This window comes from Thermodesulfobium narugense DSM 14796 (assembly GCF_000212395.1).
Classification (GTDB): Bacteria; Thermodesulfobiota; Thermodesulfobiia; order Thermodesulfobiales; family Thermodesulfobiaceae; genus Thermodesulfobium; species Thermodesulfobium narugense.
Window position 1 is genome coordinate 53,698 of sequence record NC_015499.1, and the last position, 25,657, is coordinate 79,354.

Consider the following 25,657-nt stretch of genomic DNA (forward strand, 5'->3'; position numbering starts at 1 on the left):
TGGTTTACAAATTTATTGAGAGGGGAGAAAATATGCCCTGGCGTTTTTTTATAAACACTATTTTTGTTTTGTTTTTGTTAATAAGTATTAGTTCAGTTTCCTTTGCAGCAGAAACTACTTTGCCGAGTGGTTATATGAAAGTAACTGCTTTTGCTGTTGAGGGTAATAAACACGTTGCAACTGAAGATATCTTGTCTGCAGTCCCTTTCAGAATAGGTTCTATGATAACTCCTAACGACGTGCAGGAGAGCTTGAAGTCTATATATGCGCTCGGTTATTTTAGCGATGTAAAAGCTAAGACCAAACCATTTGAAGACGGAGTAGAATTAATTTTCGAAGTAACAGAAAATCCAATTTTGGAAGGAATCCTTATACAGGGTAACAGCGTAATCCCTACTGATAAAATTTTGAGCATAATGAACATGCCTACGGGCAAGATATTTAACTATAACGAAATGGATAAGGCTCTCAAAAGGGTTGAAGATTATTATGCCAGCCAGGGCTATACAGCAGCGAGAATAATGGATGCAAGTCTTTCTCCTTCAGGATATTTGCTGGTAACCATAGCAGAAGGAAAAATTCAAGCAATTAAAATTCTTGGCAATCACAGAACAGTAGAACACGTCATTAGAAGGGAGCTAACTGTAAAACCAGGTGACATATTTAACTACAACAAGGTTAAAGCTGATATAAACAAACTTTATGATATGAACATCTTTAGTGACGTAGGCGTGATGTTTGAGCCGGGAACAAAGCCAGGCGAAATATTTTTAGATATAGATGTAAAGGAGAAAAAAACTGGTTCTGTTACCTTTGGGGCAGGATATAGTACTGCATATAGCGCTATTGGGATGATAAGCTTGTCTGATAACAATATGTTTGGCAGGGCTCAGACTATGTCTATAGGGCTACAATTTGGAGCAAAGCAATCTTACTATTCGATTAGTTTTTATGATCCCAATTTCAACGATCACAACATGTCATTTGCTGCCAATTTGTATAACTACAGAACTTATGGTCTGCTAATAGGTGGTTATACTACTGACGAAAAGACCGCAGGATTTAACGTGTCATTTGGTTTCCCAATTTTTGACAAATACACCAGGCAAACTATTACTCCTGGGTATGAAAGGGTTCACCTCTCTACGACTGGAACTGTTAACCCAAACGACCAATATGATAGACCAAACGGTTCTTACAGATCTTTAACCTATACTCTATCAAGAGATACTAGAGATCAAACTAGAGACCCTCGTCAGGGATACTTTGCAAGCGCAAGCATCTCGCAGACTAACGGTTTTCTTGGAGGTTCAAGCTTGTATTCGTTTGAAAAGGTAATAGCAGAGTTTAGAGACTATATACCTTTAGATAAATCAAAAGAGCACGTTTTTGCTGGCAGGTTGATGGGCGGCACTTCTATAGTACCCTCAGGAAAAATAATGCCAGTGTATTATCAATATTATGTTGGTGGCCAGGGAACAGTTAGAGGCATAACGGATAATAAATATTACGGTAGATATTTTGCAATTGGTAACTTTGAATACAGATTCCCATTCATAAGAGGGACTAGAGGCGCTCTCTTTACTGATATTGGAGATGCTTGGGGCGGCAATTCTGATTGGCCTAATTTTAAACTTCACGCAGGCGTCGGGATGGGTATAATGCTAAATACTCCATTTGGTCCAGTCCGTATTGATGGAGCTTATTCCTCTAATCACTTTAAGGGCTATTTCGGGATGGGAAATCCTTTCTAGAGGTTAATTTAAGTGTCTTTTGTTAATAGTTTGTCGAAATTAAAAGGAGGGTTTTATTTGAAAAAAGGTGTTTTGCTTCTTGCGTGTCTGGTTTTGATGTTGTTTGCATTTCAGACAAAGGCTATGGCAAAGGATAGTGTTATTGCCTATATTGATCTTGTAAGAGTTGAGGCTGGGGTAAACGAGCTAAAACCTCTTATTGATCAGAAGAATCAAGTCGAGATCCAGTTTGAACAATTAAGAAATCAAAAGCAGCAAGAGTTTGCTCAGGCTCAGGCCTCAGGAGAATCTCAAGAGCAGTTAAAAAAATTATACGATCAGATCAATCAAGAGCTTGCTGCTAAAGAAAAAGAAGTTGAGGCTGCAAGGGCTGCTATAGATGCAAAGTTGCAGACCGTACTCCCCAAGATTAAGAACGCTATTGACGCTGTAGCAAAACAAGTTGGAGCTTCGATAGTTTTGGATAATGCTATTGTTTGGTGGGGAGGCGTAGATATTACTGATCAGGTAATAGCTAAGGTGAATGGCCAATAAACTTTTATCTGAGATAGCTAGAGAAGTTGGTGGAGTATTAAGGGGTGAAGATTTAGAAGTTACAGACGTAAAACCCCTTAACATAGCATGTGAGAAAGATCTAAGTTTTGTTTTAGATAAAGCCAATTTTGAGGCATCCCGATTTTCGAAAGCGGGTGCCTTTCTTTGTTATAGAGGCTTTGAATCAAACAGGCCTACTATTGAAGTTGATTCGCCAAAATTAGCGTTGTCAAAGGTTCTTAATATCTTTTATCCAAGAAGTTTTAGAGATCCTCTAATTCACAGAACTTCTGTAATATCAGAAAGAGCTAAGATTTCTGATAAGGCATATGTTGGACCATATTGTGTTGTAGAGGATGGAGCTGTTATAGAGGATAGGGTTGAGCTTGTTGCGTTTGTTTATGTTGGCAAAAATACATATATTGGCAAAGGTACAAGGATATTTCCATTCGCATGCATCAGGGAGATGTGTAGAGTTGGTGAAAATTGTGTAATCCAGGCGGGCGCAACTATAGGAAACGACGGTTTTGGTTACGCTACTGATTCTTGTGGTCATCATACATGGATTCCTCAAATAGGCGGCGTTTCAATAGGAAATGAAGTAGATATAGGTTCAAACACTACTATAGACAGGGGTTCATTTGTTGATACTGTTATAAAGGACAATGTAAAAGTTGACAATCTAGTTCAAATTGCACATAACTGTATTCTTGAAAAAAGCGTAATTCTTGTTTCTATGGTTGGTCTTTCTGGGTCCGTTCACGTTAAAGAAAACGCTGTTCTCGCTGGTAAGGTAGGGGTAAAAGATCATCTGACAATTGGAAAAGGCGCTACAGTTCTCGCAAAATCAGGCCTTATGAAAGACGTCCCTGATGGGTCAACTGTTATGGGATATCCTGCAAGACCTTATATAGATTTTTTTAAAGAGAGGATATTAATAGAAAGACTTCCTGAAATTGAAAAAAGAATTAAGAAACTGGAAGAACAAATTGAGATCTTAAGGTCCCATAATAAGTCAGAAGAAGTATAATTAATTTATGTAAATGTATAAAATATTTTGTGTTTTAGGAGGAAAGGTGAAGGAATTAACAAATTTAAAGTATTTGCTTATTATCACAGCTTTAATTTTGTTGTCTGTAATTTCTTTTTCTACAGATGCCTTTTCGTCTAATCTTGTGGAAGAATATCCAAATGCCTCAATTGATTGGGGTAAAAATCAAATAACTGCTATAGGTTTTGGCGTTGGAGGATTTAACAGTGCCGATCCGTTTAAAAGCTCATATGAAGCGGCAATGAAAAACGCAAAAGAAAGAATGATCTCTGTAATAATGATGCTAAAAGACTCCAGAGGAGTAAGTTTAAAGCAATTTCTTTCTAATCCCGAAAATATGAACAAACTAAAGGCTTGGATTGAAACGCTTGACACTAAGGTTCTAAAATATTCGGACAATAGCGTTAAGGTAATATTAACTGGAACTTTGAAAGATGAACCGAATTCTTTAGAAAAAGCACTTGGGGTTGAACTACAATCTCCAAATTAAATAAAGCAACTTTTGAGGGTATAGGAATTCATACTGGAAAATTTTGTAAGGTTATGGTTTACCCATCAGATGGGGGTCTTTGGATAAAAAAAGGCGATATGTTTTTTTCGAATTTCCATGATATGCTAGTGCCTTCTGAAAATGCAACCCTTCTAGAAAATGACTATCTAAGACTCTCAACTGTAGAACACCTTTTGTGTGCGCTTGCAATGTTAAGCGTCAATGATGCAGTAATTGAGATTGTGGAGGGAGAAGAAGTCCCCATTTTAGACGGAAGCGCTATAAAATTTTATAAAGTACTATCTGATGTTTTTTCGAAAAAGCATAAGAAAAATATCCTAAAATCAATTAAAAAGCCAATATTTTATATGGAAGACGAATCTTTTGTTTATTTGTTTCCGCACAAAAGGTTTGAGATTAGAGTTTATCTGGATTATACCTCTAAAGGTCTTGGCCTTCTTAGTGAAGAATTTATTTTAGGAAGAGATAAGAGAGAATCTATTCTAAACGCAAGAACTTTTGGGTTTCTCTCGGATTATGAATTGTTGAAATCAAAAGGGAAAGCGCTTGGGGCAAACTTTGAAAATGTGCTTGTATTTGACAATAAAGGAAAACCATTAAAGAAAATAAGAAGTTTGAAGGAAGCGCAAAGACACAAAATACTTGATTTTATTGGAGATCTTTATCTTAACGGATTTTTGCCGCGTGCACAGATAGTGGCCGTTAAACCTGGCCATAAAATAAACGCAAAAGTAAGCAAGATGATAAATTTATTTGTATAAAATAAATTAACCGGATGTAATGAAGGAGGTATTTTTTTGTACGATATAAATGACATTATGAGGGTTTTGCCACACAGATATCCAATGCTCTTGGTTGAAAAAATTCTTGAATTAGAACCAAACGTTAGAGCAGTTGGATTAAAAAACGTTTCGAATAACGATCCATACTTAATAGGACATTTCCCAAATGATCCTATTTTTCCAGGAGTTCTTATGGTTGAAGCAATGGCTCAGGTTGCAGGCTTTTTGTCCCTTGTATCCTTGAAAAAGGAAGGAACAATTGCGTTTTTTAGTTCTGTCGAGAGGGCAAAATTCAGAAAGGTAGTAAGGCCAGGCGATACGCTTATTATGGAAGCAAAGGTAACGAAGGTAAAGTTGCCATTTTGTAAGATGAGTTGCACAGCTAAAGTTGACGATAAATTAGTTTGCGAAGCAGATCTTATGTTTTATCTTCCAAAATAATATGATTAAAGTCCATCCTACTTCAATAGTATCACCTAAAGCTATAGTAGGCGAAGGCGTTGAGATTGGCCCCTTTTGTGTTGTTGATGATGACGTTGTAATCGGAGAAAACACTCGTTTAGCTAATAACGTCTTGCTTAAAAATGGTACTAGAATTGGTAAAAACTGCTATATATCTACTGGATCTTGCCTAGGGCAAGATCCACAGGACTTTCACTTTAAAGGGGAAAAAAGTTTTGTAAGGATTGCAGATAACGTTACCATAAGAGAATATGTAGTTATACACAAGGCAACGGGCGAAGGAGAAGAGACGTACGTTGGCGAAAACTCTTATTTAATGTGTTTTACCCACCTTGGTCATAATGCAAAGGTTTATGAGAATTGCACGTTAGCTGCGTATGTGGTTTTGGGAGGTCATGTAGTTGTGGAAAGGGAGGCATTTTTAGGTGGCGCTTCGGCTTTTCATCAGTTTGTAAGGGTTGGGAGGATGTGTATGGTAGGAGGGCTTGCAAAGGTTGTGCAAGATATTCCTCCATTTGTGATGTATGACGGGAATCCTGCAAGACCAAAGGGATTAAACCTGGTAGCTTTAAGAAGAAATAATTTTTCTCAAGAAAAAATAAGCGCAATAAAAAAGATATATAAGATTATAGTTGAAGAAGTTCATTCAAAGGAAGAGTTGATAGACATTTTGAAGCGAGACTTTTCAAAATATGAGGAACATAAAGATTTTGTTGATTTTATTATGAAAAGTAAAAGGGGTTTTAGGCGTGTTCAAGATAAATGACGTGGAAATTGGAGGTAAAGATTTATTTTTTATATTGGGTCCGTGTGTTATTGAAAGCGAAGAACACGTAATAAAAATGGCAAACATTATTAAAGAAATTTCAAAATCACTTAATATACAGGTAATATTTAAGAGCTCTTATGATAAGGCAAATAGAACATCTTTATCTTCTTATAGAGGTCCTGGAATTAAAGAGGGATTAAGAATTCTAGAGAGAGTAAAAAAAGAAGTAGGTTTGCCGATAACTACCGACGTGCACAGCGTAGAAGAAGTGACTCTTGCCTCAAAAGTTATCGATTTAATTCAATTGCCTGCTTTTTTATGCAGGCAAACAGATCTTCTCGTATCTGCTGGCAAGGCAAAAAGGCCTGTAAATATTAAAAAGGGGCAATTTGTTGCGCCTCACTCTATTGGTCCCATGATTGAAAAGGTAAAATCTACTGGTGAAGAAAGAGTTTGTATCACAGAAAGAGGATACACCTTTGGATATAATAATCTAGTTGTAGATATGAGGTCAATTCAAATAATGAAGTCATTTAATATACCAGTTATATTTGATGCAACTCATAGCGTTCAATTGCCTGGCGGTTTAGGGGATTCTTCTGGAGGAGAAAAACAATTTGTTCCTACTCTTGCTCGGTCTGCTGTAGCTGCTGGTGCTGATGGTGTGTTTATGGAATGTCATGACTGCCCTGAATGTGCTCTTTGTGACGGGCCAAATTCAATGCCAGTTAATGAGGTTGAAGACTTATTGAAGAGTCTTATTGCTATTAAAAGTGCTATAAATTCTTATATAAGATAGTTTGACCCTTTAAATCTTTTGGAGGCACTTATGAACAAAGAAGATATTTTATCCCTTGCTAAAGAAGTTTGTTTTATTGAGAGAGAAAGCGTAGAGCAATTGTGTAATAAGATTGATAAACCCTTTTTAGATGCTATTGACCTTATTCTTGGTTGTGAGGGAAGAGTAATAATTACAGGAATGGGCAAATCTGGGCTCATTGGAAGAAAAATTGCAGCGACTCTCTCAAGCACAGGTACTCCATCATTATTTTTGCACCCTGCTGAGGGCATTCACGGTGATCTGGGCATGGTTACAGGTAAAGACCTTGTAATTGCAATATCTTATAGCGGGGAGAATACAGAACTTATTACCATATTGCCCGTTTTAAAAAGGATCGGAGTTAAAGTAATTGCTATGACAGGAAATCTATCCTCGACTTTGTCTACATTTGCAGATATTGTTCTTGATATAGGCGTAAAGAAGGAAGCATGTCCTTATAATATTGTTCCCACTTCTTCTACCACGGTAACCCTTGTTTTAGGTGATGCTATTGCAATTTGTCTTTTGAAATTAAGGAATTTCAGACCTCAAGATTTTGCACTATTTCATCCTGGAGGAGCGCTTGGTAGGAGCTTGATAACCAGGGTGTGTGACCTGATGCACAAGGGCGAAGAAAATCCTGTAGTTTCTCTTGAAACTATTGTTAGAGAAGCTCTTTTTGAGATTAGTAAAAAAGGTCTTGGGGCAGTTTCTGTGGTAGATAAAAACGGTATATTAAAGGGTATTATAACCGATGGTGACATTAGAAGGAAGATAGAAATTGACGATATGTTTTTGAAAAGACGAGCAGAAGAAGTAATGACAAAAAATCCAATTTATATTTACGAAAATCGCTTAGCTACTGAGGCACTAAAGATTTTACAGGATAGAAAAATAAATCTGTTGCCAGTAGTTGACGAGAAACTAAAAGTAGTGGGAATGATTCATTTGCACGATATATTAAAAGCTGGAATAGTGTAGTTATTTATACTTTTGATAAAATTATTAATTAATTGATATTTAAATAAATAAAAAGGAGCTATACGAGTGAACCTGGACGATAGGATCAGGAATATAAAACTAATTGGCTTTGACGTAGACGGCGTTCTAACTGATGGTAGCATATTGCTGACGCCGGATGACGAAATAAAGATTTTTAACGTCAAAGATGGTCTTGGCATAACAATGGCAAGAAAATTAGGATTCATAATTATCTTTATTAGTGGTAGAAAATCTTTGTCTCTTGAAAAGAGGGTAAGAGAGTTAAAGGTAGATTATCTGATAATGGGTTGTGAAGACAAGATATTAGAATTTGATAAGATTTTAAGAGAACTTAATATGAGTTATGAGAACCTTGCATATATGGGCGATGACTATAACGATCTTCCTGTGTTAGAAATTTGCGGTGTTAGCGCGTGTCCAGGCGATGCACTTGAAGCCGTAAAAGAGCGAGTGGACATGGTTATTGAAGATTTTGGCGGCAAAGGTGCAGCCAGGTCCTTTATAGAGAAAATACTTAGAGTTCAAAATAAGTTAGATCAAGGAATCAAACTTTATTTTAAAGATTATTAAAAGTGTATAAAAAACTTTTGTTAATAACAATGTTAACGTTTGCAGTTTTTGCCTCTTTAGCCCTATTTACTAATTTTTTAATCTTACACAGGGGTAGCATTCTAACAAAAAACAGTATCGAAAATTCAATGAATAGTTTCCAAGATATCCAATTGCCTTTTAAAATAACGGCCAAAAACGTTTATGACACCCCAAATGAGATTGTTGGCGAAGATTTTGAAATGACCTATAACAAGAAAGGGTCATATTTTATTACTGGAGAAAAGGCTGTTTATGATAAAAGAACAAAAATAATTAATATCTTATCGGGAACTATTTCTTTTAACGGCTATAAGATGTACTTTAGATCAGGAAATTTTGATACGAATAACGATACGCTAAATTGTGTGGATTTTAGTCTAAAGGGCAAGGATGAACAAATGAGTTCAAAAAGTGCAAGTATTGATTTTGCAAACAAAAAACTAGTTGCACAGGATGCGGTAATTAGAAGCCTAAAATAATTTTAAATCTAAAAATCTCTAATCTTTGTATAGAAATTCAAAAGTTTCAGGGTACTCATTGTTTATTCCTAAAGAAAGCGTAAACTGGTGAATGTCTATAAAACCCAGCTTGAACGATGCAGCACAACCTTTAAGGTATATGTCCCACATCCTTAGAAAGGTCCTACCAAACTTTTTTTCTATTTCATCTTTGTGAGCATCGTAATTTTTTGACCAATATTCAAGAGTCCTTGCGTAATGTCTTCTCAAGCTCTCTACGTGCAGAATTCTAAAGTCATAATCGGGCAAGATGTTTACAATCTCTCTGACTGTTGGTATGTAGCCGCCTGGGAATATGTGCTTGTTCATCCATGAATGCTGGCCGCCTTCTTCTAATCCTGTAATAGTGTGGAGCATAAAAATTCCTGATCTTTTTAACACGCTTGAAGTCTTTTTCATAAATTCTGGTATTCTCTTTTGCCCCACATGTTCAAACATTCCTATGCTTACAATCTTGTCAAATGAGTCTTTTCTGGGATTTAACTCCTCATAGCTTTCTAGTCTTACTTCTACATTCTCAGAAAGGTCTCTTAGCTTTATTTGTTCCTTTATATGATAAAATTGTTCTTGACTTAAAGTTATGCCAGTAGCATAAACGTTGTATTTTGTTGCTGCTTCAAAAAGGAGTTCGCCCCACCCGCAGCCTATATCTAGGAGTTTTTCGCCCTTTTGCAGGTTTAGTTTTTTAAGCGAATGAGATATCTTATTTCTTTGTGCTTGTTCTAAAGAATCTGTAGGAGTTTTAAAATATGCACATGAGTAACACATGGACGGATCAAGCCACAGGGAAAAGAAGTCATTTCCAAGATCGTAGTGGCTTTGAATATTTTTCATATCTCTCTCTTTTGATTTGCCCATTCCTAAGGTTGCGCCAAGTGTGGTCATAAATGTATTTTTTTTCTGGGGTCTGAGTATATTTTTATTTGTTTCCATTAGTTCCATTAGGTCCTCAATAGTTCCTTCTATATCAAAATACTCTTCGATATATAAATCGCCAAGTGCCAAAAGTGGGTCGTCTAAAGAAACTAGAGGGGGCTCTTTTAAGAATCTTATAGTTATTTTAGGGTTATTGTTATATATCCTTTCTTCATTGTCCCAATATACAACCCTTATTCCCCCCTGTAATTTTTTTAAAAAAACATCTAAGAGCTCCTTTTTCATAGGTGGCCTCCTAAAATGTGAGCTGAATTCCTTAATATTATTATACCTCTTTTTTTATTATAATATTAACAAAATATAATAATTAATAAAGGAGCTAACGTGAACGTTTATTTTCCTGTATCTGGAGTTAATGTGAATGTCTTTGTACCTCCTGTGATTGCCTTTGTCATTTCGTTTTTTACCTCTATGGGCGGAATTTCAGGCGCATTTTTAATTTTGCCATTTCAAGTCAGCTTTTTAAACTACAATTCTCCAGGAGTATCGGGAACTAATTTTATATATAATATAGTTGCCATTCCTGGGGGAGTTTATAGATACTTTAAAGAAGGTAGGATGTTTTATCCTTTAGCTGTAGTTCTTACAATTGGGACGCTGCCGGGTGTTTTTATTGGATATTATATAAGAGTAAAATATCTATACAATCCTGTTTTCTTCAAGGCTTTTGTAGGAGTAGTATTACTTTATATTGGGGTTCGTTTATTGTTTGATTTAGCCAAACCAAAAAGGGGTGAGTACTTAAAGGACTTCAAGCTTAAAATTCTAAACTCAAACATATTTGAATCACACTTTGAGTTTCAAGAAAAAAGATATAGCTTTTCAAATTTTTGGGTTTTTTTGCTGGCCTTTTTTGTTGGAATTATTGGCGGTGCATACGGCATTGGTGGGGGATCAATTATAGCTCCATTTTGTGTTGCTGTTTTTAAATTGCCTGTTTATATAGTAGCTGGACCAGCGCTTTTGGCTACTTGGATAACTTCAATTTTGGGAGTTTTTTATTATGCAATTAACCCTCTTGGTACCTCAGGATCTGAGCCTGATGTCCTTTTAGGAATATTGTTTGGAGTAGGGGGGATAGTGGGGACTTATCTTGGCGCAAGATGTCAAAAATATCTTCCATCAACAATAATTAAAATAATTTTGTCTGTTTCAATATTGTTTCTTGCTGCAAAATATATCTTTGACTTTGTGCTAAAAATCTTTTTCACTCCTTAGCTGATATGCTAAGACTTTTTATAAATTTTATTTCTCTAAGTTCTTCAAAAAGCTTTAAAAACGGTTTTTCTGAAACTGCTTCAATCAGAAGAGAAACTTTAAGCTCTTCTTTTTCAAAATTACAGGATATATCGTGCGAGAGTACAACAACTTTATTTTTGGCAAGAATTCTAGAAAGTTTTGTTTGTGCCTCTTCCTTGTCACACGACTTGATTGAAATGTTTAGTATTCTCATCTCCTTTTTTATTAGGCTGCTTAACCTTCTGAGTATGGTTAAGGGTATAAGTGAAAATACTGTGCCAGAAATCGCCAATAGATATAATCCTGAACCGATACAAAGACCTAAAATCATATTAAGGAAGATTAATGCAGCCGTTGTAAGCCCCTGAACCTCGCCTTTTGTTTTAAGTATGACACCAGCTCCCAAAAATCCTATACCTGTTACCGCTCCAGCGGCAATTCTACCAGGATCTAGCTGAATTCTAACTGCTAAGTCACTTGTATTGGTAAAGTAACCTGATGACAAGAGCATAACCAAAGTCCCTGAGAGACAGACAAGGATATTCGTTCTAATACCCGCAGATCTGCCTCTTAGTTCTCTTTCAATCCCAAATATACCACCTACTAAAATAGCTAAAGTTAATTTTAGTATAATTTCAGAAAAAACTTTGCACCCGGTAACCCCCTTAAATTTTCCCAAAATTTAAATCTTAATATATTCTAAAGATTTGAGAAACCTGAAAATACATATGATTTTAGAGCTTCATCCATTACTTTGTTTGTGGCATTTATTATTGCCTTCTTCATTGACACCCCTTCATAGGGTATATTTGAGCTTTCGCCCTTTTCACTAAAATCATAAGTGAGTATATCGTCTTTATATCTCTCATATTCGATAGTCTTAATGCTTACTTGTGCTGACAACTTATAAGTTACGTCCAGCGGTATAGGGGGTTGTCTGGTAACGTTTTCTAGTGAGAGACCAATTACGTCATCAGCATTTGTCATTATTGCTAAATATTTTAGCGTATCTTTGCTTGGGAATTCCTTTTTTTCCGGATCATAACCGCTCTTCTTTAGATATTCCATAACTTCTTTTTCTGGTATCAGTTCAATGTTTGAATTTTTAAGAAAATCATTAAACCTTTCGTTTACCAATTCCAAGAAAAATGGTTGTTCATCTGTTTTGTTTATTATGGGTAATACCGCGACTCTTATAGGTGGAATTGGGAAAAGTTTTTTTGCCAGTGCGTTGCTTGAGAACATAGCAAAAAAGACAGATAATAGAAATACAAATTTCAATAATTTAAAGCTCTTCAAATTAACCTCCCGATAGTCAGATTACTAAATTACAAAATTTTAGAAAACCTAAAAAGTATTCTATCATAAACTTAGCTTATATTTGTTACAAATTGTTCTTTTTTTGTTAAAATCATCATATATGTTTTCTTCTTTACTAAGGCTTTTAAAAACTAAGGTGGAGGTTTAAAAATGTCACTTGTAGGGTCAAGTTGCCCAGAAATTTCTGCAATGGCCTATTTTGATGGCAAAATAGAAACAATAGATCTAAGCAATTTTAAAAAATTCTGGAAATTAATTTATTTTTATCCAGGAGATTTTACATTTGTTTGCCCTACGGAATTGGCTGAGTTGGCTTCAAAAAAGTGTGATTTTGATGAGCATAAGGTTGTCGTTTTTGTTATAAGCGTAGATAGTCCATATGTTCACAAGGCATGGGATGATTCTGAATTAAGTAAGATGATAAATACAAGATTCCCTTATCCAATGTTAAGCGATCAGGATGGTAGTATAGGCAAAAGGTTTGGAGTTTATGACGAAAAAACTAAAGTTAATCTAAGAGGTGCTTTTATTATAGATCCAGATGACGTTATTCAAGCAATGACCATATTAGCATCCTCAGTAGGTAGGAGCATTTCCGAGATAATCAGGCAAATTCAAGCTTTGCAATTTGCTCGTGAAAATAATGAAGTTTGCCCAGCAAGCTGGAAACCAGGAGAGAAGGCTTTAATACCGGGTGCAGATCTTGTGGGAAGCGTTTATCATTATTGGAAGATGGGAACTATTTCTGACGAAGGGGCATAAAAATGAGAGAACTTTCAGTATCGGATTTAACAGTTCCAGAAATTAAATTAGGCTTAATAAGCGAGAGCAAAGAAGAGGATGTAAAATTTTTAGGTCAGGAGAGAGCTCTTAAAGCTCTTGATTTTGGTCTAGCTATAAAGGATTTTAGATATAATATATTTGTAGTTGGACACGAAGGAATGAACAAGAAAGATGCAGTTTTGTCTATACTCAGAAGTAGAGCTAAAGATCTTAAGAAACCAGATGATGTAGTGTATGTATTTAACTTCAAGAATCCTGATATGCCTAAAGTTTTATACTTGCCAGCTGGCAAAGGCAGAGTTTTCAAAAAGTATATGAATGATTTTGTAGTGAGCTTGAAGTCTGATTTTCCGAAAAAATTTGAATCCAAAGAATATGAAGTTGCAAGAAGAAAGTTGATAGAAGAGTTTCAAAGAAAAAGAGCAAGGATCTTTTCTGAATTTGAGGAGGAAGTAACAAAGTATAATTTTGCAATTAGAACTCTTGAAAACGGGGTAATAGAGCTTTTTGCAGTTTCTCCTTCTACTAAAGCTCCGTTTACGGAAGAGGAATATAGAGCTCTTTCTGATGAAGATAAGGAAAGGATACAAACAACTGGAGAAATGCTTAACGAGAAGATGAACGAGGCACTTCGCCAGATAAGAGAGGAAGAAAAGAACTTAAGAGAAAAAACCATATCACTAGATAAAGATTTTGCAGCATCTTTTGTAGATAACATTTTAAAACAAGTTAGAGATGAATTTTATGACAGAGAGGATCTTCTCCTTTATTTGGACGAAGTAAGATCAGATCTTTTAGACAGAGTTCAAGAATTAAAGGCTAGTGTAGAGCAGAACGCTAGCGTACCTTTCTTAATGAGACCTCCAGAGCCTTCTTTTGATAAATATCTGATAAACCTTTTTGTTGATAATTCTGAAGTTGAAGGTGCTCCAGTCGTTTACTTGTCCAATTCTAGTTATGGTAACCTATTTGGCAAAATTGAGTACAAGTTTGTTTATGGTGCTGCAGTTACTGATTTTACACAAATTAAATCTGGGGCTATAAATAGAGCAAACCATGGTTTTCTTGTTTTAGACGCACAAGATTTGTTAAAAAATATCTTTAGTTACGATGCCCTTAAGAGAGCCCTTAAGGAGGGCAAGGTAAGAATTGAAGATCCATGGGAACCGTATAGGGTTGTTAGTTCGGGGGCTCTTAGACCTGAAGCCATAGATCTTGATCTTAAAGTAATTCTTATAGGTTCAAGTTTTCTTTATGAGATCCTTAGCCAGTATGACGATGAGTTTAGAGAACTTTTCAACGTAAAAGTGGATTTTGACGATATCTTAAATGCTGATTCAGGTTTAGATAAGTATATTTCGCTAATAAAGGATATATCCTCAAAAGATAGCCTTTTGCCATTAAGCGAGACTGGCATAAACTATATAATTAAAGAATCGGCAAGGATTGCAGGACAAAAGAATAAGCTCTCTTTGAGAACCAGCATGATCAGAAACCTTCTTACAGAAGCAAATTATTTTGCTACTAAATCTGGCAGTTCTGAGATTAATGATTCGCACGTAAAAGACGCGATCAAAAATAAAATTTTTAGAAATGGAAGAATTGAAGAAAGAATTCAAGAAGCTATTCTTGAAGACACCATTATTGTCAGAACTTCTGGTGAAATGGTCGGGCAAGTAAACGGATTAGCTGTGATGTCTTTGGGAGGGCATCTGTTTGGCAAGCCTGCTAGAATTACTGCTCAGGTATATGCTGGCAAGAGAGGAGTTTTGAACATAGAAAGAGAAGTTAAGATGAGCGGTCAAATTCATGACAAAGCTGTATTTATTTTGTCAGGCTATCTTGGACATCTTTTTGGGCAGAAAAGACCTCTTTCATTTTCTGCATCAATTACTTTTGAACAGTTGTATTCAGGAATCGAGGGTGACTCTGCAACCTGTGCCGAATTTTATGCTTTGATTAGCGCTCTTTCTAATATCCCTTTGAAACAAAATGTTGCTATAACTGGTTCAATGGATCAATGGGGTGAGGTTCAGCCAATTGGCGGTGTAAACGAAAAGATAGAGGGATTTTTCGAGGTCTGCAAAGCAAGGAATGTAAATGACGCAATGGTAATAATACCAGAAAGAAATGTAAACAATCTAATTCTCAGAGACGAGGTTATTGAAGCAGTAAAAGAGGGAAAATTTAAGATATTTGCAATTTCAAGGGTCGAAGAAGGTCTAAAAATCCTTACCGGTTTAGACGTTGATTCTAAGGATGATAAAGGAAATTTTATAAAAAATAGCGTATATTCTTGTGTGGAAAAAAGGTTGGAGGAGTTTGCAAAGGTTGGGGTGGAGGAAGATAAAAAGAAGGAATAACTAGATTGTGGCTTATTAATAATAAATAAGAGACACCATTAGTGACCTTATATCTTTGAATATTAAAGATATAAGGTCACTATAGTTAGGGCAATTTTTATTTTCTGCGAGGACGACAATAAGACTGTTTGGTAATACACACATAATCTAACATAACATTTGACAAATACCATTAATTAATTAAAATAATTAAAATTACATTAAAATTAAATTAAAATTTACTAATGAAGGGTGGTAGGAGAGGGAGTGTTTGAAGACAATAAAGGCAATAAGGATTTAAGTTCTTTAAGAACAGGTCAATTTGAAAGGGGAAGAGAAAGTACTATGTATAGAGATCTGTCTTCTCCTAAAGAAATAGGGGGGGTTGGAATTATACTACTGGCTATAAGTACTTTCAATTTTAAAAATATTATTCTCCTTTTTAGTACTCTAACGGCACAGATAATGGGATATATCTTCATCCTCGTATCTCTTTATAAGTTTTCTAAAGTCTTTAATAATTCTAAGATTTTTAATCAAGCTCTTATTGGAATGACTTTTCAAATAGTAGGAGGAATTATTGCATTTGGCTATACCTATCTTCAACTGCCTTTTTTAAAAGGTTTAATACACTTTACTACTGTTCTTGGGATTGTTGGTGTTTTGTATACGAGTTCTTCTTTCAATTTAATGTATAGATATACAAAGGTGGTGTTTTACAGAATATTTGCTTTTGCTAATCCAATTGCAGTGGTACTTTCTCCCCTTTTTTTCTTATTATCTGAAGAGGTTGCTATGGAAGCATTAAGTATTCTCCTTTTAGCCCTTTATACCATTCTTATGATAGCGTTTTACACTACTCCTACAAAGATGAAAGAGGATTAGAACATTTATATATTCCCAGAAAAAACTTGATGCCTTTGACTTCAACAAAACCTCTGAAAGCCTAAAGAGTGTAGTAGAGGATATAGATACAAACGAACCTGTAATGGTCCTAAGATATACATTTTTCAGGACTCTTTCTCTGTTTATTGTTTATTTGCTGGTTTTTCTTCTTTTCTTATTTGGAACTTTAGACGAATTTGGAATTATTTCTGCTGGCCATTTTGAAAATGGATTCAAACACTTTAGTTTTGCAATCATCTGCTTTCTTGCTACAATTTTTGTGTTCGGGGCAATCATAGATCTACTAAATACAAAACAAATAGAAGTGTATAGAGATAGAGTTGTTAAGAGAGTAAAAATACCATTTCCAATGCAAAGAGACAAAGTAATATATTATAAAAGAGCTTCATTTTTGCTTGCGTCAATGGGCATATCCTTTTCAGAGGCAAAAACTTTTTTTTGCTGGCCTAATAAGAATTTAATCATAGAAACATCCAGATTTAAAAAGGAAGATGAAGCCCGCTTTATTAAATTCTTAGCTCAGATATCTGGAAGAAATGAAAATGAATTTTTAAGACCTTTCGAAACAGATGGAACCAGTCAAAAACTTATAAAGGAGTGATGATGTATGATAACAAAGGCAGTTTTACCATTTTTATACAAAGTAATTAAGACTGCAGATTCTGCAGCACTTAAAAAATCTTTGGAAGATGCAGGAATAAAAGCATCTGGCCCGGTAGATACAAGAGCAGAAACTAACTTATTAAGAGGGAATTTTTTATTGCAGAGTGGCTTTTTAGATTATGGAAAAAATCTAAACGAAAGTGACAATACAACCCATGCTGAAGGTAAAACTGCAGCTGAAATATCAGGTTTAATTGCAGGTGGATTAGCTGCTGATATTATAACTAAAGTAATGCCTGGATTACCAGGTGGGCCAGCAGGCATAGCGATAAGCGTGATAGCAAATTTTATTCTAAGTGAGATTGGCTCTCAGAAATTTGGAGAATTCTGGGACAGATTCGAAGATGGATCGATTTTAAAGATATTGGATGAATGGGCATTAGCAAACCAAAATACTTCTTCTATCTATCCTAAAACAGTTCAAAGCCTTCTTGGTCAAGGCATCCTTCATACAGATCCATTAGTAATAGACCTTAGTGGAAAAGGAATAAGACTTACAGATGTAAATAGCTCTAAAGCTATGTTTGATCTAACAGGTTCAGGATTTGCAAATAAGGTAGGATGGATAACAAATGATGAAGGCTTTTTAGTCCTGGATAAAAACAACAATGGAAAAGTAGATGACATATCAGAGATGTTTGGTAACAGTTCTACTTCTGGCTTTCAGTCTTTATCTGCTTACGATGCAAATAAAGATGGAAAGATAGACTCATCTGATCCTATCTTTAAAGACTTAAAAGTATGGCAGGATACAAACAACGATGGCATAACTGAACCTGGAGAACTAAAGAGCCTCTCTGAACTTGGAATAAAGTCAATTAGCCTTAACGCACAGAGAACTAATATAACCCAAAATGGAAATCAGATAACACAAATAGCTTCAGTAGAAAAGGAAGATGGCACTACTCTTCAAGCAGCAGACGTAAACCTTACACTGAACAAGCTATATAGCTACTACAACAAAGACGTTCAGCTAAACCCTGATATATTAGGACTTCCCTGGATAAAAGGATATGGCTTTATGCCAGATCTACCCATTGCCATGAGCCTTGATACAACCCTTCTTACATGGTAAAGGATGCTACCACCAATACAGACATAACAAAGCTAAAGGATAACTTTGAAAAGATATCTTCAGATGGGCAGGAGTTGAGGATATTACGGATAAAGAGCTTGGAGTAAGCTGGGCTATACTAAGCGGTAATGACAAACAAAACAGATTGCTTCACTTTGATAATGGAATAACCCTTAGCTATGAACAGGTTGGAGCAATAGAAAAGTTTTCTGGATATACCTCTAATGAAGTACAGGATGGAATAAGACATGCATCTGGTCAAGACCTGTTAAGTGCATGGGATACAATGTTTCAAAACTTATTTACAAGGTTTATGGTTGATTCTGGCAAGCTAAGCAATATTTTGCCAGCTTACTATGACTTCTTTACAGACACAATTGTATTAGATAAAAGCTTTAACGAACAAGACTTTGAAGCTAAGATAAAAACTATGCTCTTATCAAATGATACAAATACTTCAAGTCTTGCAATTCTTTCTTTGTGTGCATTAGGTGATACTGGAGCAACAAGTTCACAAAGTGTAGCAAGGGTAATAATGGATACACTAATAAATCCTGATAACTCATCTTCAATTACAAACCTTGTAAATAATCCCTTTTTTGAATTTTTATGTCCTGCTGTAGGTTCTTTAAGAGCAAGTATAGTTGCAGATGCCTTAGCAAATTCTGACAACATATCTTCAATCACAAACCTTGTAAACAATCCAACCTTTAAATTCCTGTTTGGTCAGACTGACGTATTTACAGGCACTTCAGGAAACGATGGGATATCATCTTATTGGTGGTATTCGGGTAATAGCATTCTTTCAGGAGGCCCAGGGGATGATAACCTAACCGCCAGCAACAACGGCAACAATATCTTTTTAGGCGGTCCAGGAAACGACACAGATACAGGTGGCAGTGGCAACAATTTCTACATTTTTGAAAGGGGCGGCGGACTTGACACTGTATATCCAAACGGAAGTTTAAACACTATTGTATTTAGCAAGAATATCTCTCAAAATGACCTAATCCTTGCTAAGGACGGCCCCGACCTTATATTATCCCTTAAAAACAACCCCAGCGACAGCATTATGAAACTTAAGAACTTCTTTGGTCAACAAACTTATCAATTTCAATTTGCGGATAAGACAATTGGATACAACGACATTACAAAGTTGTGGTCAGACAATTTAAGCAACACTTTACCGGTCCATTACGACATCTCTACTGGCAAGATCGTCCTTGATCAAGACTTTAACGAAGCAAGCTTTGAAACAAAGATAAAAACTATTTCGATTACAAGCTTTAACAAGAAATACAGAACAAGATTTATAAATAAAGTAGCATAACATTTAACAAATATCATTAATTAATTAAGATAATTAAAACTGCATTAAAATTAAATTAAAATTTACAAAGGAAGGGTAGGAGAGGGAGTGTTTGAAGACAATAAAGGCAATAAGGATTTAAGTTCTTTAAGAACAGGTCAATTTGAAAAGAATATAGATGAAAGCCTAAAGAGTGTAGTAGAGGATATAGATACAAACGAACCTGTAATGGTCCTAAGATATACATTTTTCAGGACTCTTTCTCTGTTTCTTCTTTTCTTGCTGGCTTTTCTTCTTTCCGTATTGATGGCTTTAATTGGAATTTTTGATGTTCATCTTAAGAGTGGGTTTCAACGCTTCATGTTTGCAACTGTCGGTCCTCTTGCTACATTTTACGCTCTCTGGGTAATGATAGATCTAGTAAACACAAAACAAATAGAAGTGTATAGAGATAGAGTTGTTAAGAGAGTAAAAATACAATTTCTAACGCAAAAGGATAAGGCAGTATATTACAGAAGAGCCAAATATGCAATGAACTGGATGGGTATGCTTATCACAGAAGCAAAAGGTATTCTCTTGGATATAATGTATCTCATAGGATTTTTAGGATATAACAAAGGTTTCATTGTGTATACATCCAGGTTTAAAAGCAAAGATGAAGCCCGCTTTATTAAATTTTTAGCTCAGATATCTGGAAGAAATGAGGGGACATTTTGTAGGCCTGTGGGGTATTGCGATTTATTTCTCCAAAAATTTATAAAGGAGTGATGAGTTATGGGACTGTTAGCTTTGTTGTGGCTTTATAAAATTTCTAAGACAGGGTCTTATACACTACTTAAGAACGCTCTGAAAGAGGCAGGGATGGAATCAACTGGAATAATAGATACGAGAGTGCTAACTAATTTATTAAAAGGTGAATTTTTGCTTGACGATGGAGCGCTGACAGCTGGAAAAAGTGCAAATAGAATTTCAGATGGCATGGACCCAAATAGTGCAATAGGTAAAAGTACTGCTGAACTGTTGGGCGCAATTATAGGTGGAATGTTAGGTGGACCAATAGGATCACTGATTCTAAGTGAGGCTTTTTCTCAGCTTGGTGGATTTCTCTGGGACAGATTTGAAGATGGATCGATTTTAAAGATATTGGATGAATGGGCATTAGCAAACCAAAATCCAGGATACGCATATCCTAAAACAGTTCAAAGCCTTCTTGGTCAAGGCATCCTTCATACAGATCCATTAGTAATAGACCTTAGTGGAAAAGGAATAAGACTTACAGATATAAATAGCTCTAAAGCTATGTTTGATCTAACAGGTTCAGGATTTGCAAATAAGGTAGGATGGATAACAAATGATGAAGGCTTTTTAGTCCTGGATAAAAACAACAATGGTAAAGTAGATGACATATCAGAGATGTTTGGTAACAGCTCTACTTCTGGCTTTCAGTCTTTATCTGCTTACGATGCAAATAAAGATGGAAAGATAGACTCATCTAATCCTATCTTTAAAGACTTAAAAGTATGGCAGGATACAAACAACGATGGCATAACTGAACCTGGAGAACTAAAGAGCCTTTCTGAACTTGGAATAAAGTCAATTAGCCTTAATGCACAGAGAACTAATATAACCCAAAATGGAAATCAGATAACACAAATAGCTTCAGTAGAAAAGGAAGATGGCACTACTCTTCAAGCAGCAGACGTAAACCTTACACTGAACAAGCTATATAGCTACTACAACAAAGACGTCCAGCTAAACCCTGATATATTAGGACTTCCCTGGATAAAAGGATATGGCTTTATGCCAGATCTACCCATTGCCATGAGCCTTGATACAACCCTTCTTAACATGGTGTCATCCGCCGTGCTAAACTGCACCACCAACGCACAGTAAAAGTGCACCAGTAGAATTTGTGTGTTATGCTCTCTCAAATTCATATAAGTGTAAATTTTCATGTAAAATAGACCCAGTTTTTTCATGAAAAATGACCCACCTTAATATAAAATACCCTACAAAATTTTTTGTAGGGAGGATAAGAGGTGTTAAGGATGGAAGATTGGGTAACAATAATTAATCTGAAGAAACGTAATCCAAGTATGGGAACAAGAAAGATTGCAAAGATTCTGGGAGTATCTCGCAATACTGTAAAAAGGGCTCTTAAGAGTGAAACCTATCCTTCCTATGAGCGGGGAAAGATGGTTTACAAGGAGCTTGAACCATTTCATGAGTTTATCAAAGAGGCCTTTATCTTTAAAAGACAACGAGTATCTGTAATTATATCTAACCTGAAATCTAAAGGTTACAATGGCTCTAGCATAGCTGTTTACCGTTACATTAATGAACATTTCAAAGAGTTAAAAAAGGATATTTCTACAAAAACATACGAACCATATGAAACATCTCCTGGTGAACAAATGCAATATGATTGGTCTGAATATACTGTAAGTTTTGGTTTAGAAAAAATAAAGGTTTATTTACATTCATTGATATTTGGTTATAGCAGAAAAAAGTTTCTTGACGTGAGCCTTAATATTACTCAGGGTACAATATTCACTATTTTACAAGAATCTTTTAAGGAAGCTGGTGGTATATGTAGAAGGACAAAGGGAGTCCCTAATCAGTTCTTTGAAAGAGAGAGAGAACTCTTAATTTCTTTGCCTGAAAAAGAGCTATTTTTATCATCATTTCTTGAATCAAGAAAGGTAACTTCAGATTGTCTAATAAGCTACAATGGTAACAGATATTCTGTACCGCATTATTTTTCAGGTAAAGATGCTTGGGTTACAACCTATAAAGGAATAAAGCTTTATATATACTCACAGACTAAGAAATTAATAGCTGAGCATACAATACCAAAAAACAAAGGAAATATTGTAATAAACAAGAGCCATTATAAAAACTATAACAACATGGTAGAAGAGAGTTCCTTTGATAGTTTAAGTCACAGGTTTCTGGAGCACTTTTCTATGTTTAATGACAAAGATCTGTTTCTAGATCGCATTAAAAACAAGAAAGGCTTAAATCCAAAATATCATTTAAGACATATTTTATCTCTTTTTGGACACTATGATACCTTATCCTGTATTTCAGTCATGCAGGAATGCATAAAATATGATATCTTTAACTACCATTTTGTTAAAGGTGAACTGCAAAAATATAGTCTTAAAGAAGATTCTTTATCCCTAACAATAAAAACAACTCAAATACCTTCTAAAAATGTAAAAAGGTCACTACAGGAGTATGCTTATGCAAAAGACTAACAATCTTACAGAGGCAATAACGTATTACTGCAAAATATTATCTTTGCCTTTAATAAAGGATATATTCATAAAAGAAGCAGAAGATGCAGCAAAGAGCAAAATAAGCTATCAGCAGTTTTTGTACAACGTATTAAAAATTCAAGCGGATTCAAGGGTAGATAATTCTGTCAAGGCAAAGTTAAAAAAGGCAAAGTTCCCATTTATAAAGACTATAGAAGAGTATGACTTTAGTTTTCAGCCTGAAGTAGATGAAAAACTAATAAGAGAGCTGTGTAATCTAAATTTTATGGATGATGCAAAAAATATCATATTTGTAGGACCTCCAGGAGTAGGTAAAACACACCTTGCAGTAGGGATAGGAGTAAGGGCAGCTCTTCAGAGAAAGAGAGTATTATTCTTTACAGCAGAGGAATTGATGACAGAACTAATAAGAGCTAATATTAGCGCTAAGATAGCTGAGTATGTAGAATTACTGTCAAGAATAGACTTAATAATAATTGATGAGCTTGGCTACCTTGAAGTCAACAAGTCTGCTTCATCTCTGTTTTTTAAACTTGTGTCAAAGAGATATGAAAAGAAATCTATAATATTGACCACTAATAAGCCATTTGAAGAATGGGGTGAAATATTTGGAGATAATGTAGTAGCATCAGCAATATTAGACAGGTTGTTACATCACAGTTATCCCTTTTTGATAACTGGAAAGAGTTATAGAATGAAAGAACTCTTCAAAAAAATAGAAAGGGATAAAAAAGATTAATTTTATGAGCAACAAGGGTGGGTTAAAATTCGTGATAAAAAAGGGTCAGTTTTCATGATAATTAACAGAGGAGTTTGTTTTGATTCACACACTGTATGCACAGGGAGTTTCCATAAGAAAGATTGCCCATATGTTGGGCATTAATAGACGGACTGTCTCAAAGAGATTAAAGGAGAAGGATTTAGAACCCTACAGCAAAAGGACTTATCCTTCAAAACTTGATAAATTCAAAGACTACATAAACAAAAGGATAAGTCAGGCTCATCCAGACAAAATTCCATCTACAGTGCTTTTGAATGAAATTAAGGATATAGGATATGAAGGAAGTCTAAGAATACTTCAGGAATACACAAAATCAGTTTATGACAAACTAAAGCTAAATAAAAAAGAAAATGAGGAAATTATCAGGTTCGAAACAGATAGAGGCTTTCAAGCTCAAGTTGACTGGACAACTGTTAGAAGTGGAAAGAAGCCAATCTATGCTTTTGTTATGGTTTTATCCTATTCAAGAGCAGCTTTTGTTTACTTTACAGACAACATGTGGCAGGACACATTCCAATCCTGCCACATAAAAGCGTTTGACTACTTTGGCGGGATACCAAAGACTATACTCTATGATAACCTAAAATCTGTAGTAATTCAAAGAGATAAATATGGGCAAAATGAACATGGCTTTAACAACAAATTTCTTGATTTTTCCAAAGGTCTATTTATACCAAAACTATGTAAGCCCTACAGAGCTAAAACCAAGGGAAAGGTTGAAAGATTCAATCTATATCTAAAAAATAACTTTTATAAACCATTGAAGGCAAAGCTAAAGAATACGCCAATAGATATAACACCAGATCTCTTAAATGCCTATATATTTTCCTGGCTTACCAGTGCAAATAACAGGATTCATGCAACAACAAACAAAAAACCCTTTGATATGTTAAAAGAGGAACTAAGTTATTTAAGTAAAGTACCAAATAATCTATTTGTAAGTGAAAAAGATAGTAATAAAAATAATATTAAAGATAGTAATAAAAACAGTAAGAAAGAAGTTTACATGGACAAAAGCTTTCATCCTTACTACACAAACCTTTCTGAGTATGAAAAGCTCTTAATAGGAGAAGACAACTATGCTTAATTCAAGGATAGAAGAATACTGCATAAATCTAAAATTAAAGGGCATATTAGAAAACTATAGTTTTCTTGCAGATAAAGCAGCTAAAGAGAGTTTATCCTTTGCTGAATTCCTTTGTCTTCTGCTTGAAGCTGAATATGAAGCAAGAAATCAAAGAGCAAAACAGACTATGCTGAAGTTTGCAGGTTTTCCAAAGATAAAAACTATAGACACCTTTGATTTTTCATCTTCATCAGTTGATAAAACACTGATAAATGAAGTTCTATCAATGAGGTTTATTGATGAGACAAAAAACATTCTCCTTATTGGGCCTCCTGGTGTAGGAAAAACTCATCTTGCTGTAGCTATAGGTTATGCTGCTACACAGAAGAGGATAAAGACAAAGTTCGTAACAATGGCTGATTTGATTATACAAATAGATACTGCACTATCTCAAAATAGACTGGAGCAATACATAAAGAAGTCTATAAATTTTACAGGGCTGCTTATTATTGATGAGTTTGGATACTTTAAGCTCAATGAGAAACAATCAAACCTACTGTTTCAGATAGTTAACAAGAAATATGAGACGGGCTCTATATTAATAACCACAAATCTTTCTTTTATCAGATGGAAAGAGATTTTCAACAATGATGAAGGCTTAACTACAGCTATACTAGATAGACTTATTCATCACAGTTATATCATAAACATCAAGGGAGATAGTTATAGACTAAGACAGAAGAGAAAGGCAGGATTAATTGACTTTAGTTCACAGGAAATTAACAGCTAAAAGTGGTGCAGTTTTGAGCCGCGTAATGGTGCATTTTAGGATTGCACTTGACACATGGTAAAGGATGCTACCACCAATACAGACATAACAAAGCTAAAGGATAACTTTGAAAAGATTATCTTCAGATGGGCAGGAGTTGAGGATATTACGGATAAAGAGCTTGGAGTAAGCTGGGCTATACTAAGCGGTAATGACAAACAAAACAGATTGCTTCACTTTGATAATGGAATAACCCTTAGCTATGAACAGGTTGGAGCAATAGAAAAGTTTTCTGGATATATCCAAGACTTTGAAACAAAGATAAAAACTATTTCGATTACAAGCTTTAACAAGAAATACAGAACAAGATTTATAAATAAAGTAGCATAACAT

28 protein-coding genes are annotated in these 25,657 nt (G+C 35.1%); 25 read left to right on the top strand and 3 right to left on the bottom strand.

The genetic code is table 11. The features are described from left to right. The first annotated feature begins 32 nt into the window (after nucleotides 1-32). From THENA_RS00280 to THENA_RS00330, 11 genes are all read left to right on the top strand, one after another. A complete protein-coding gene (locus THENA_RS00280; protein ID WP_013755437.1) occupies nucleotides 33-1,754 on the top strand; it encodes a BamA/OMP85 family outer membrane protein in 1,722 nt (573 codons plus the stop codon). A 57-nt stretch (nucleotides 1,755-1,811) separates the two neighbouring features. Next, nucleotides 1,812-2,288, top strand: coding sequence for an OmpH family outer membrane protein (locus THENA_RS00285; RefSeq protein WP_013755438.1), 477 nt, complete (start codon nucleotides 1,812-1,814; stop codon nucleotides 2,286-2,288). Then, the gene (gene lpxD, locus THENA_RS00290; RefSeq protein WP_013755439.1) at nucleotides 2,278-3,318 is read left to right on the top strand and encodes a UDP-3-O-(3-hydroxymyristoyl)glucosamine N-acyltransferase; all 1,041 of its coding nucleotides are present in this window, start codon (nucleotides 2,278-2,280) and stop codon (nucleotides 3,316-3,318) included. The genes THENA_RS00285 and lpxD overlap by 11 nt, the downstream gene beginning before the upstream one ends. Nucleotides 3,319-3,364: 46 nt before the next feature. Continuing rightward, on the top strand, nucleotides 3,365-3,829 hold the full coding sequence (locus tag THENA_RS00295) for a hypothetical protein (protein ID WP_013755440.1): 465 nt from the start codon (nucleotides 3,365-3,367) through the stop codon (nucleotides 3,827-3,829). Next, nucleotides 3,817-4,611: a UDP-3-O-acyl-N-acetylglucosamine deacetylase gene (locus THENA_RS00300; RefSeq protein ID WP_083816078.1), complete on the top strand. Its 795-nt coding sequence runs from the start codon at nucleotides 3,817-3,819 to the stop codon at nucleotides 4,609-4,611. Before THENA_RS00295 ends, THENA_RS00300 begins: the two co-directional genes overlap by 13 nt. 36 nt (nucleotides 4,612-4,647) lie before the next feature. Next, nucleotides 4,648-5,073 (top strand): 3-hydroxyacyl-ACP dehydratase FabZ, encoded by a 426-nt coding sequence (gene fabZ, locus THENA_RS00305; protein ID WP_013755442.1) that lies wholly within the window; start codon nucleotides 4,648-4,650, stop codon nucleotides 5,071-5,073. Between the two features lies 1 nt (nucleotide 5,074). Further along, the gene (gene lpxA / locus THENA_RS00310) at nucleotides 5,075-5,860 is read left to right on the top strand and encodes an acyl-ACP--UDP-N-acetylglucosamine O-acyltransferase (protein WP_013755443.1); all 786 of its coding nucleotides are present in this window, start codon (nucleotides 5,075-5,077) and stop codon (nucleotides 5,858-5,860) included. Beyond that, a complete protein-coding gene (kdsA, locus tag THENA_RS00315; protein ID WP_013755444.1) occupies nucleotides 5,844-6,662 on the top strand; it encodes a 3-deoxy-8-phosphooctulonate synthase in 819 nt (272 codons plus the stop codon). Before lpxA ends, kdsA begins: the two co-directional genes overlap by 17 nt. Before the next feature lie 30 nt (nucleotides 6,663-6,692). After that, nucleotides 6,693-7,664 carry a KpsF/GutQ family sugar-phosphate isomerase gene (locus tag THENA_RS00320; protein WP_013755445.1) on the top strand — a complete coding sequence of 324 codons (972 nt, stop codon included), beginning with the start codon at nucleotides 6,693-6,695 and terminating at the stop codon, nucleotides 7,662-7,664. Nucleotides 7,665-7,730: 66 nt separating this feature from the next. Next, nucleotides 7,731-8,255, top strand: coding sequence for a KdsC family phosphatase (locus THENA_RS00325; protein ID WP_013755446.1), 525 nt, complete (start codon nucleotides 7,731-7,733; stop codon nucleotides 8,253-8,255). Nucleotides 8,256-8,383: 128 nt separating this feature from the next. Beyond that, nucleotides 8,384-8,755 (top strand): hypothetical protein, encoded by a 372-nt coding sequence (locus THENA_RS00330; protein ID WP_154645282.1) that lies wholly within the window; start codon nucleotides 8,384-8,386, stop codon nucleotides 8,753-8,755. Nucleotides 8,756-8,773: 18 nt separating this feature from the next. On the opposite strand, the gene THENA_RS00335 is transcribed toward THENA_RS00330, so the two are convergent. Continuing rightward, nucleotides 8,774-9,955 (bottom strand): SAM-dependent methyltransferase, encoded by a 1,182-nt coding sequence (locus tag THENA_RS00335; RefSeq protein ID WP_013755448.1) that lies wholly within the window; start codon nucleotides 9,953-9,955, stop codon nucleotides 8,774-8,776. Nucleotides 9,956-10,054: 99 nt separating this feature from the next. Between THENA_RS00335 and THENA_RS00340 the strand changes: the two genes are divergently transcribed. After that, entirely contained in the window at nucleotides 10,055-10,948 is an 894-nt protein-coding gene (locus THENA_RS00340; RefSeq protein WP_013755449.1) for a sulfite exporter TauE/SafE family protein, read from the top strand. On the opposite strand, the gene THENA_RS09470 is transcribed toward THENA_RS00340, so the two are convergent. Then, nucleotides 10,938-11,648: an MgtC/SapB family protein gene (locus tag THENA_RS09470; RefSeq protein WP_013755450.1), complete on the bottom strand. Its 711-nt coding sequence runs from the start codon at nucleotides 11,646-11,648 to the stop codon at nucleotides 10,938-10,940. The two genes, THENA_RS00340 and THENA_RS09470, sit on opposite strands and share 11 nt — an antisense overlap. A 20-nt stretch (nucleotides 11,649-11,668) precedes the next feature. After that, nucleotides 11,669-12,268, bottom strand: a complete 600-nt coding sequence (locus tag THENA_RS00350) for a hypothetical protein (RefSeq protein ID WP_013755451.1) — start codon at nucleotides 12,266-12,268, stop codon at nucleotides 11,669-11,671. A gap of 171 nt (nucleotides 12,269-12,439) precedes the next feature. Between THENA_RS00350 and THENA_RS00355 the strand changes: the two genes are divergently transcribed. The 13 genes from THENA_RS00355 to THENA_RS00415 all read left to right on the top strand — a co-directional run bounded on the left by THENA_RS00355 (nucleotide 12,440) and on the right by THENA_RS00415 (nucleotide 25,654). Continuing rightward, on the top strand, nucleotides 12,440-13,051 hold the full coding sequence (locus tag THENA_RS00355) for a peroxiredoxin (protein ID WP_013755452.1): 612 nt from the start codon (nucleotides 12,440-12,442) through the stop codon (nucleotides 13,049-13,051). 2 nt (nucleotides 13,052-13,053) lie between these two features. Further along, nucleotides 13,054-15,435 carry a Lon protease family protein gene (locus tag THENA_RS00360; protein ID WP_013755453.1) on the top strand — a complete coding sequence of 794 codons (2,382 nt, stop codon included), beginning with the start codon at nucleotides 13,054-13,056 and terminating at the stop codon, nucleotides 15,433-15,435. A 246-nt stretch (nucleotides 15,436-15,681) separates the two neighbouring features. Then, nucleotides 15,682-16,299 carry a DUF996 domain-containing protein gene (locus tag THENA_RS00365; RefSeq protein ID WP_013755454.1) on the top strand — a complete coding sequence of 206 codons (618 nt, stop codon included), beginning with the start codon at nucleotides 15,682-15,684 and terminating at the stop codon, nucleotides 16,297-16,299. Nucleotides 16,300-16,402: 103 nt separating this feature from the next. After that, nucleotides 16,403-16,921, top strand: coding sequence for a hypothetical protein (locus THENA_RS00370; protein WP_013755455.1), 519 nt, complete (start codon nucleotides 16,403-16,405; stop codon nucleotides 16,919-16,921). Between the two features lie 6 nt (nucleotides 16,922-16,927). Further along, nucleotides 16,928-18,058 (top strand): hypothetical protein, encoded by a 1,131-nt coding sequence (locus THENA_RS09475; protein WP_013755456.1) that lies wholly within the window; start codon nucleotides 16,928-16,930, stop codon nucleotides 18,056-18,058. A 145-nt stretch (nucleotides 18,059-18,203) separates the two neighbouring features. After that, nucleotides 18,204-19,388: a hypothetical protein gene (locus tag THENA_RS00380; protein WP_013755457.1), complete on the top strand. Its 1,185-nt coding sequence runs from the start codon at nucleotides 18,204-18,206 to the stop codon at nucleotides 19,386-19,388. Between the two features lie 87 nt (nucleotides 19,389-19,475). Continuing rightward, nucleotides 19,476-20,135, top strand: coding sequence for a hypothetical protein (locus THENA_RS00385; RefSeq protein WP_013755458.1), 660 nt, complete (start codon nucleotides 19,476-19,478; stop codon nucleotides 20,133-20,135). Nucleotides 20,136-20,141: 6 nt separating this feature from the next. Next, complete coding sequence (locus THENA_RS09480) at nucleotides 20,142-21,260, top strand: hypothetical protein (RefSeq protein WP_013755459.1); 1,119 nt, start codon at nucleotides 20,142-20,144, stop codon at nucleotides 21,258-21,260. Nucleotides 21,261-21,415: 155 nt separating this feature from the next. Next, nucleotides 21,416-22,627: a Mu transposase domain-containing protein gene (locus tag THENA_RS00395; RefSeq protein WP_041437873.1), complete on the top strand. Its 1,212-nt coding sequence runs from the start codon at nucleotides 21,416-21,418 to the stop codon at nucleotides 22,625-22,627. Further along, nucleotides 22,614-23,387 carry an IS21-like element helper ATPase IstB gene (istB, locus tag THENA_RS00400; protein WP_013755461.1) on the top strand — a complete coding sequence of 258 codons (774 nt, stop codon included), beginning with the start codon at nucleotides 22,614-22,616 and terminating at the stop codon, nucleotides 23,385-23,387. Before THENA_RS00395 ends, istB (THENA_RS00400) begins: the two co-directional genes overlap by 14 nt. Nucleotides 23,388-23,466: 79 nt before the next feature. Next, nucleotides 23,467-24,516, top strand: a complete 1,050-nt coding sequence (gene istA / locus THENA_RS00405) for an IS21 family transposase (protein ID WP_013755462.1) — start codon at nucleotides 23,467-23,469, stop codon at nucleotides 24,514-24,516. Then, nucleotides 24,509-25,285 carry an IS21-like element helper ATPase IstB gene (gene istB / locus THENA_RS00410; RefSeq protein ID WP_013755463.1) on the top strand — a complete coding sequence of 259 codons (777 nt, stop codon included), beginning with the start codon at nucleotides 24,509-24,511 and terminating at the stop codon, nucleotides 25,283-25,285. Before istA ends, istB (THENA_RS00410) begins: the two co-directional genes overlap by 8 nt. A 54-nt stretch (nucleotides 25,286-25,339) precedes the next feature. Then, on the top strand, nucleotides 25,340-25,654 hold the full coding sequence (locus tag THENA_RS00415; protein WP_041437874.1) for a hypothetical protein: 315 nt from the start codon (nucleotides 25,340-25,342) through the stop codon (nucleotides 25,652-25,654). The last annotated feature ends 3 nt before the right edge of the window (nucleotides 25,655-25,657 follow it).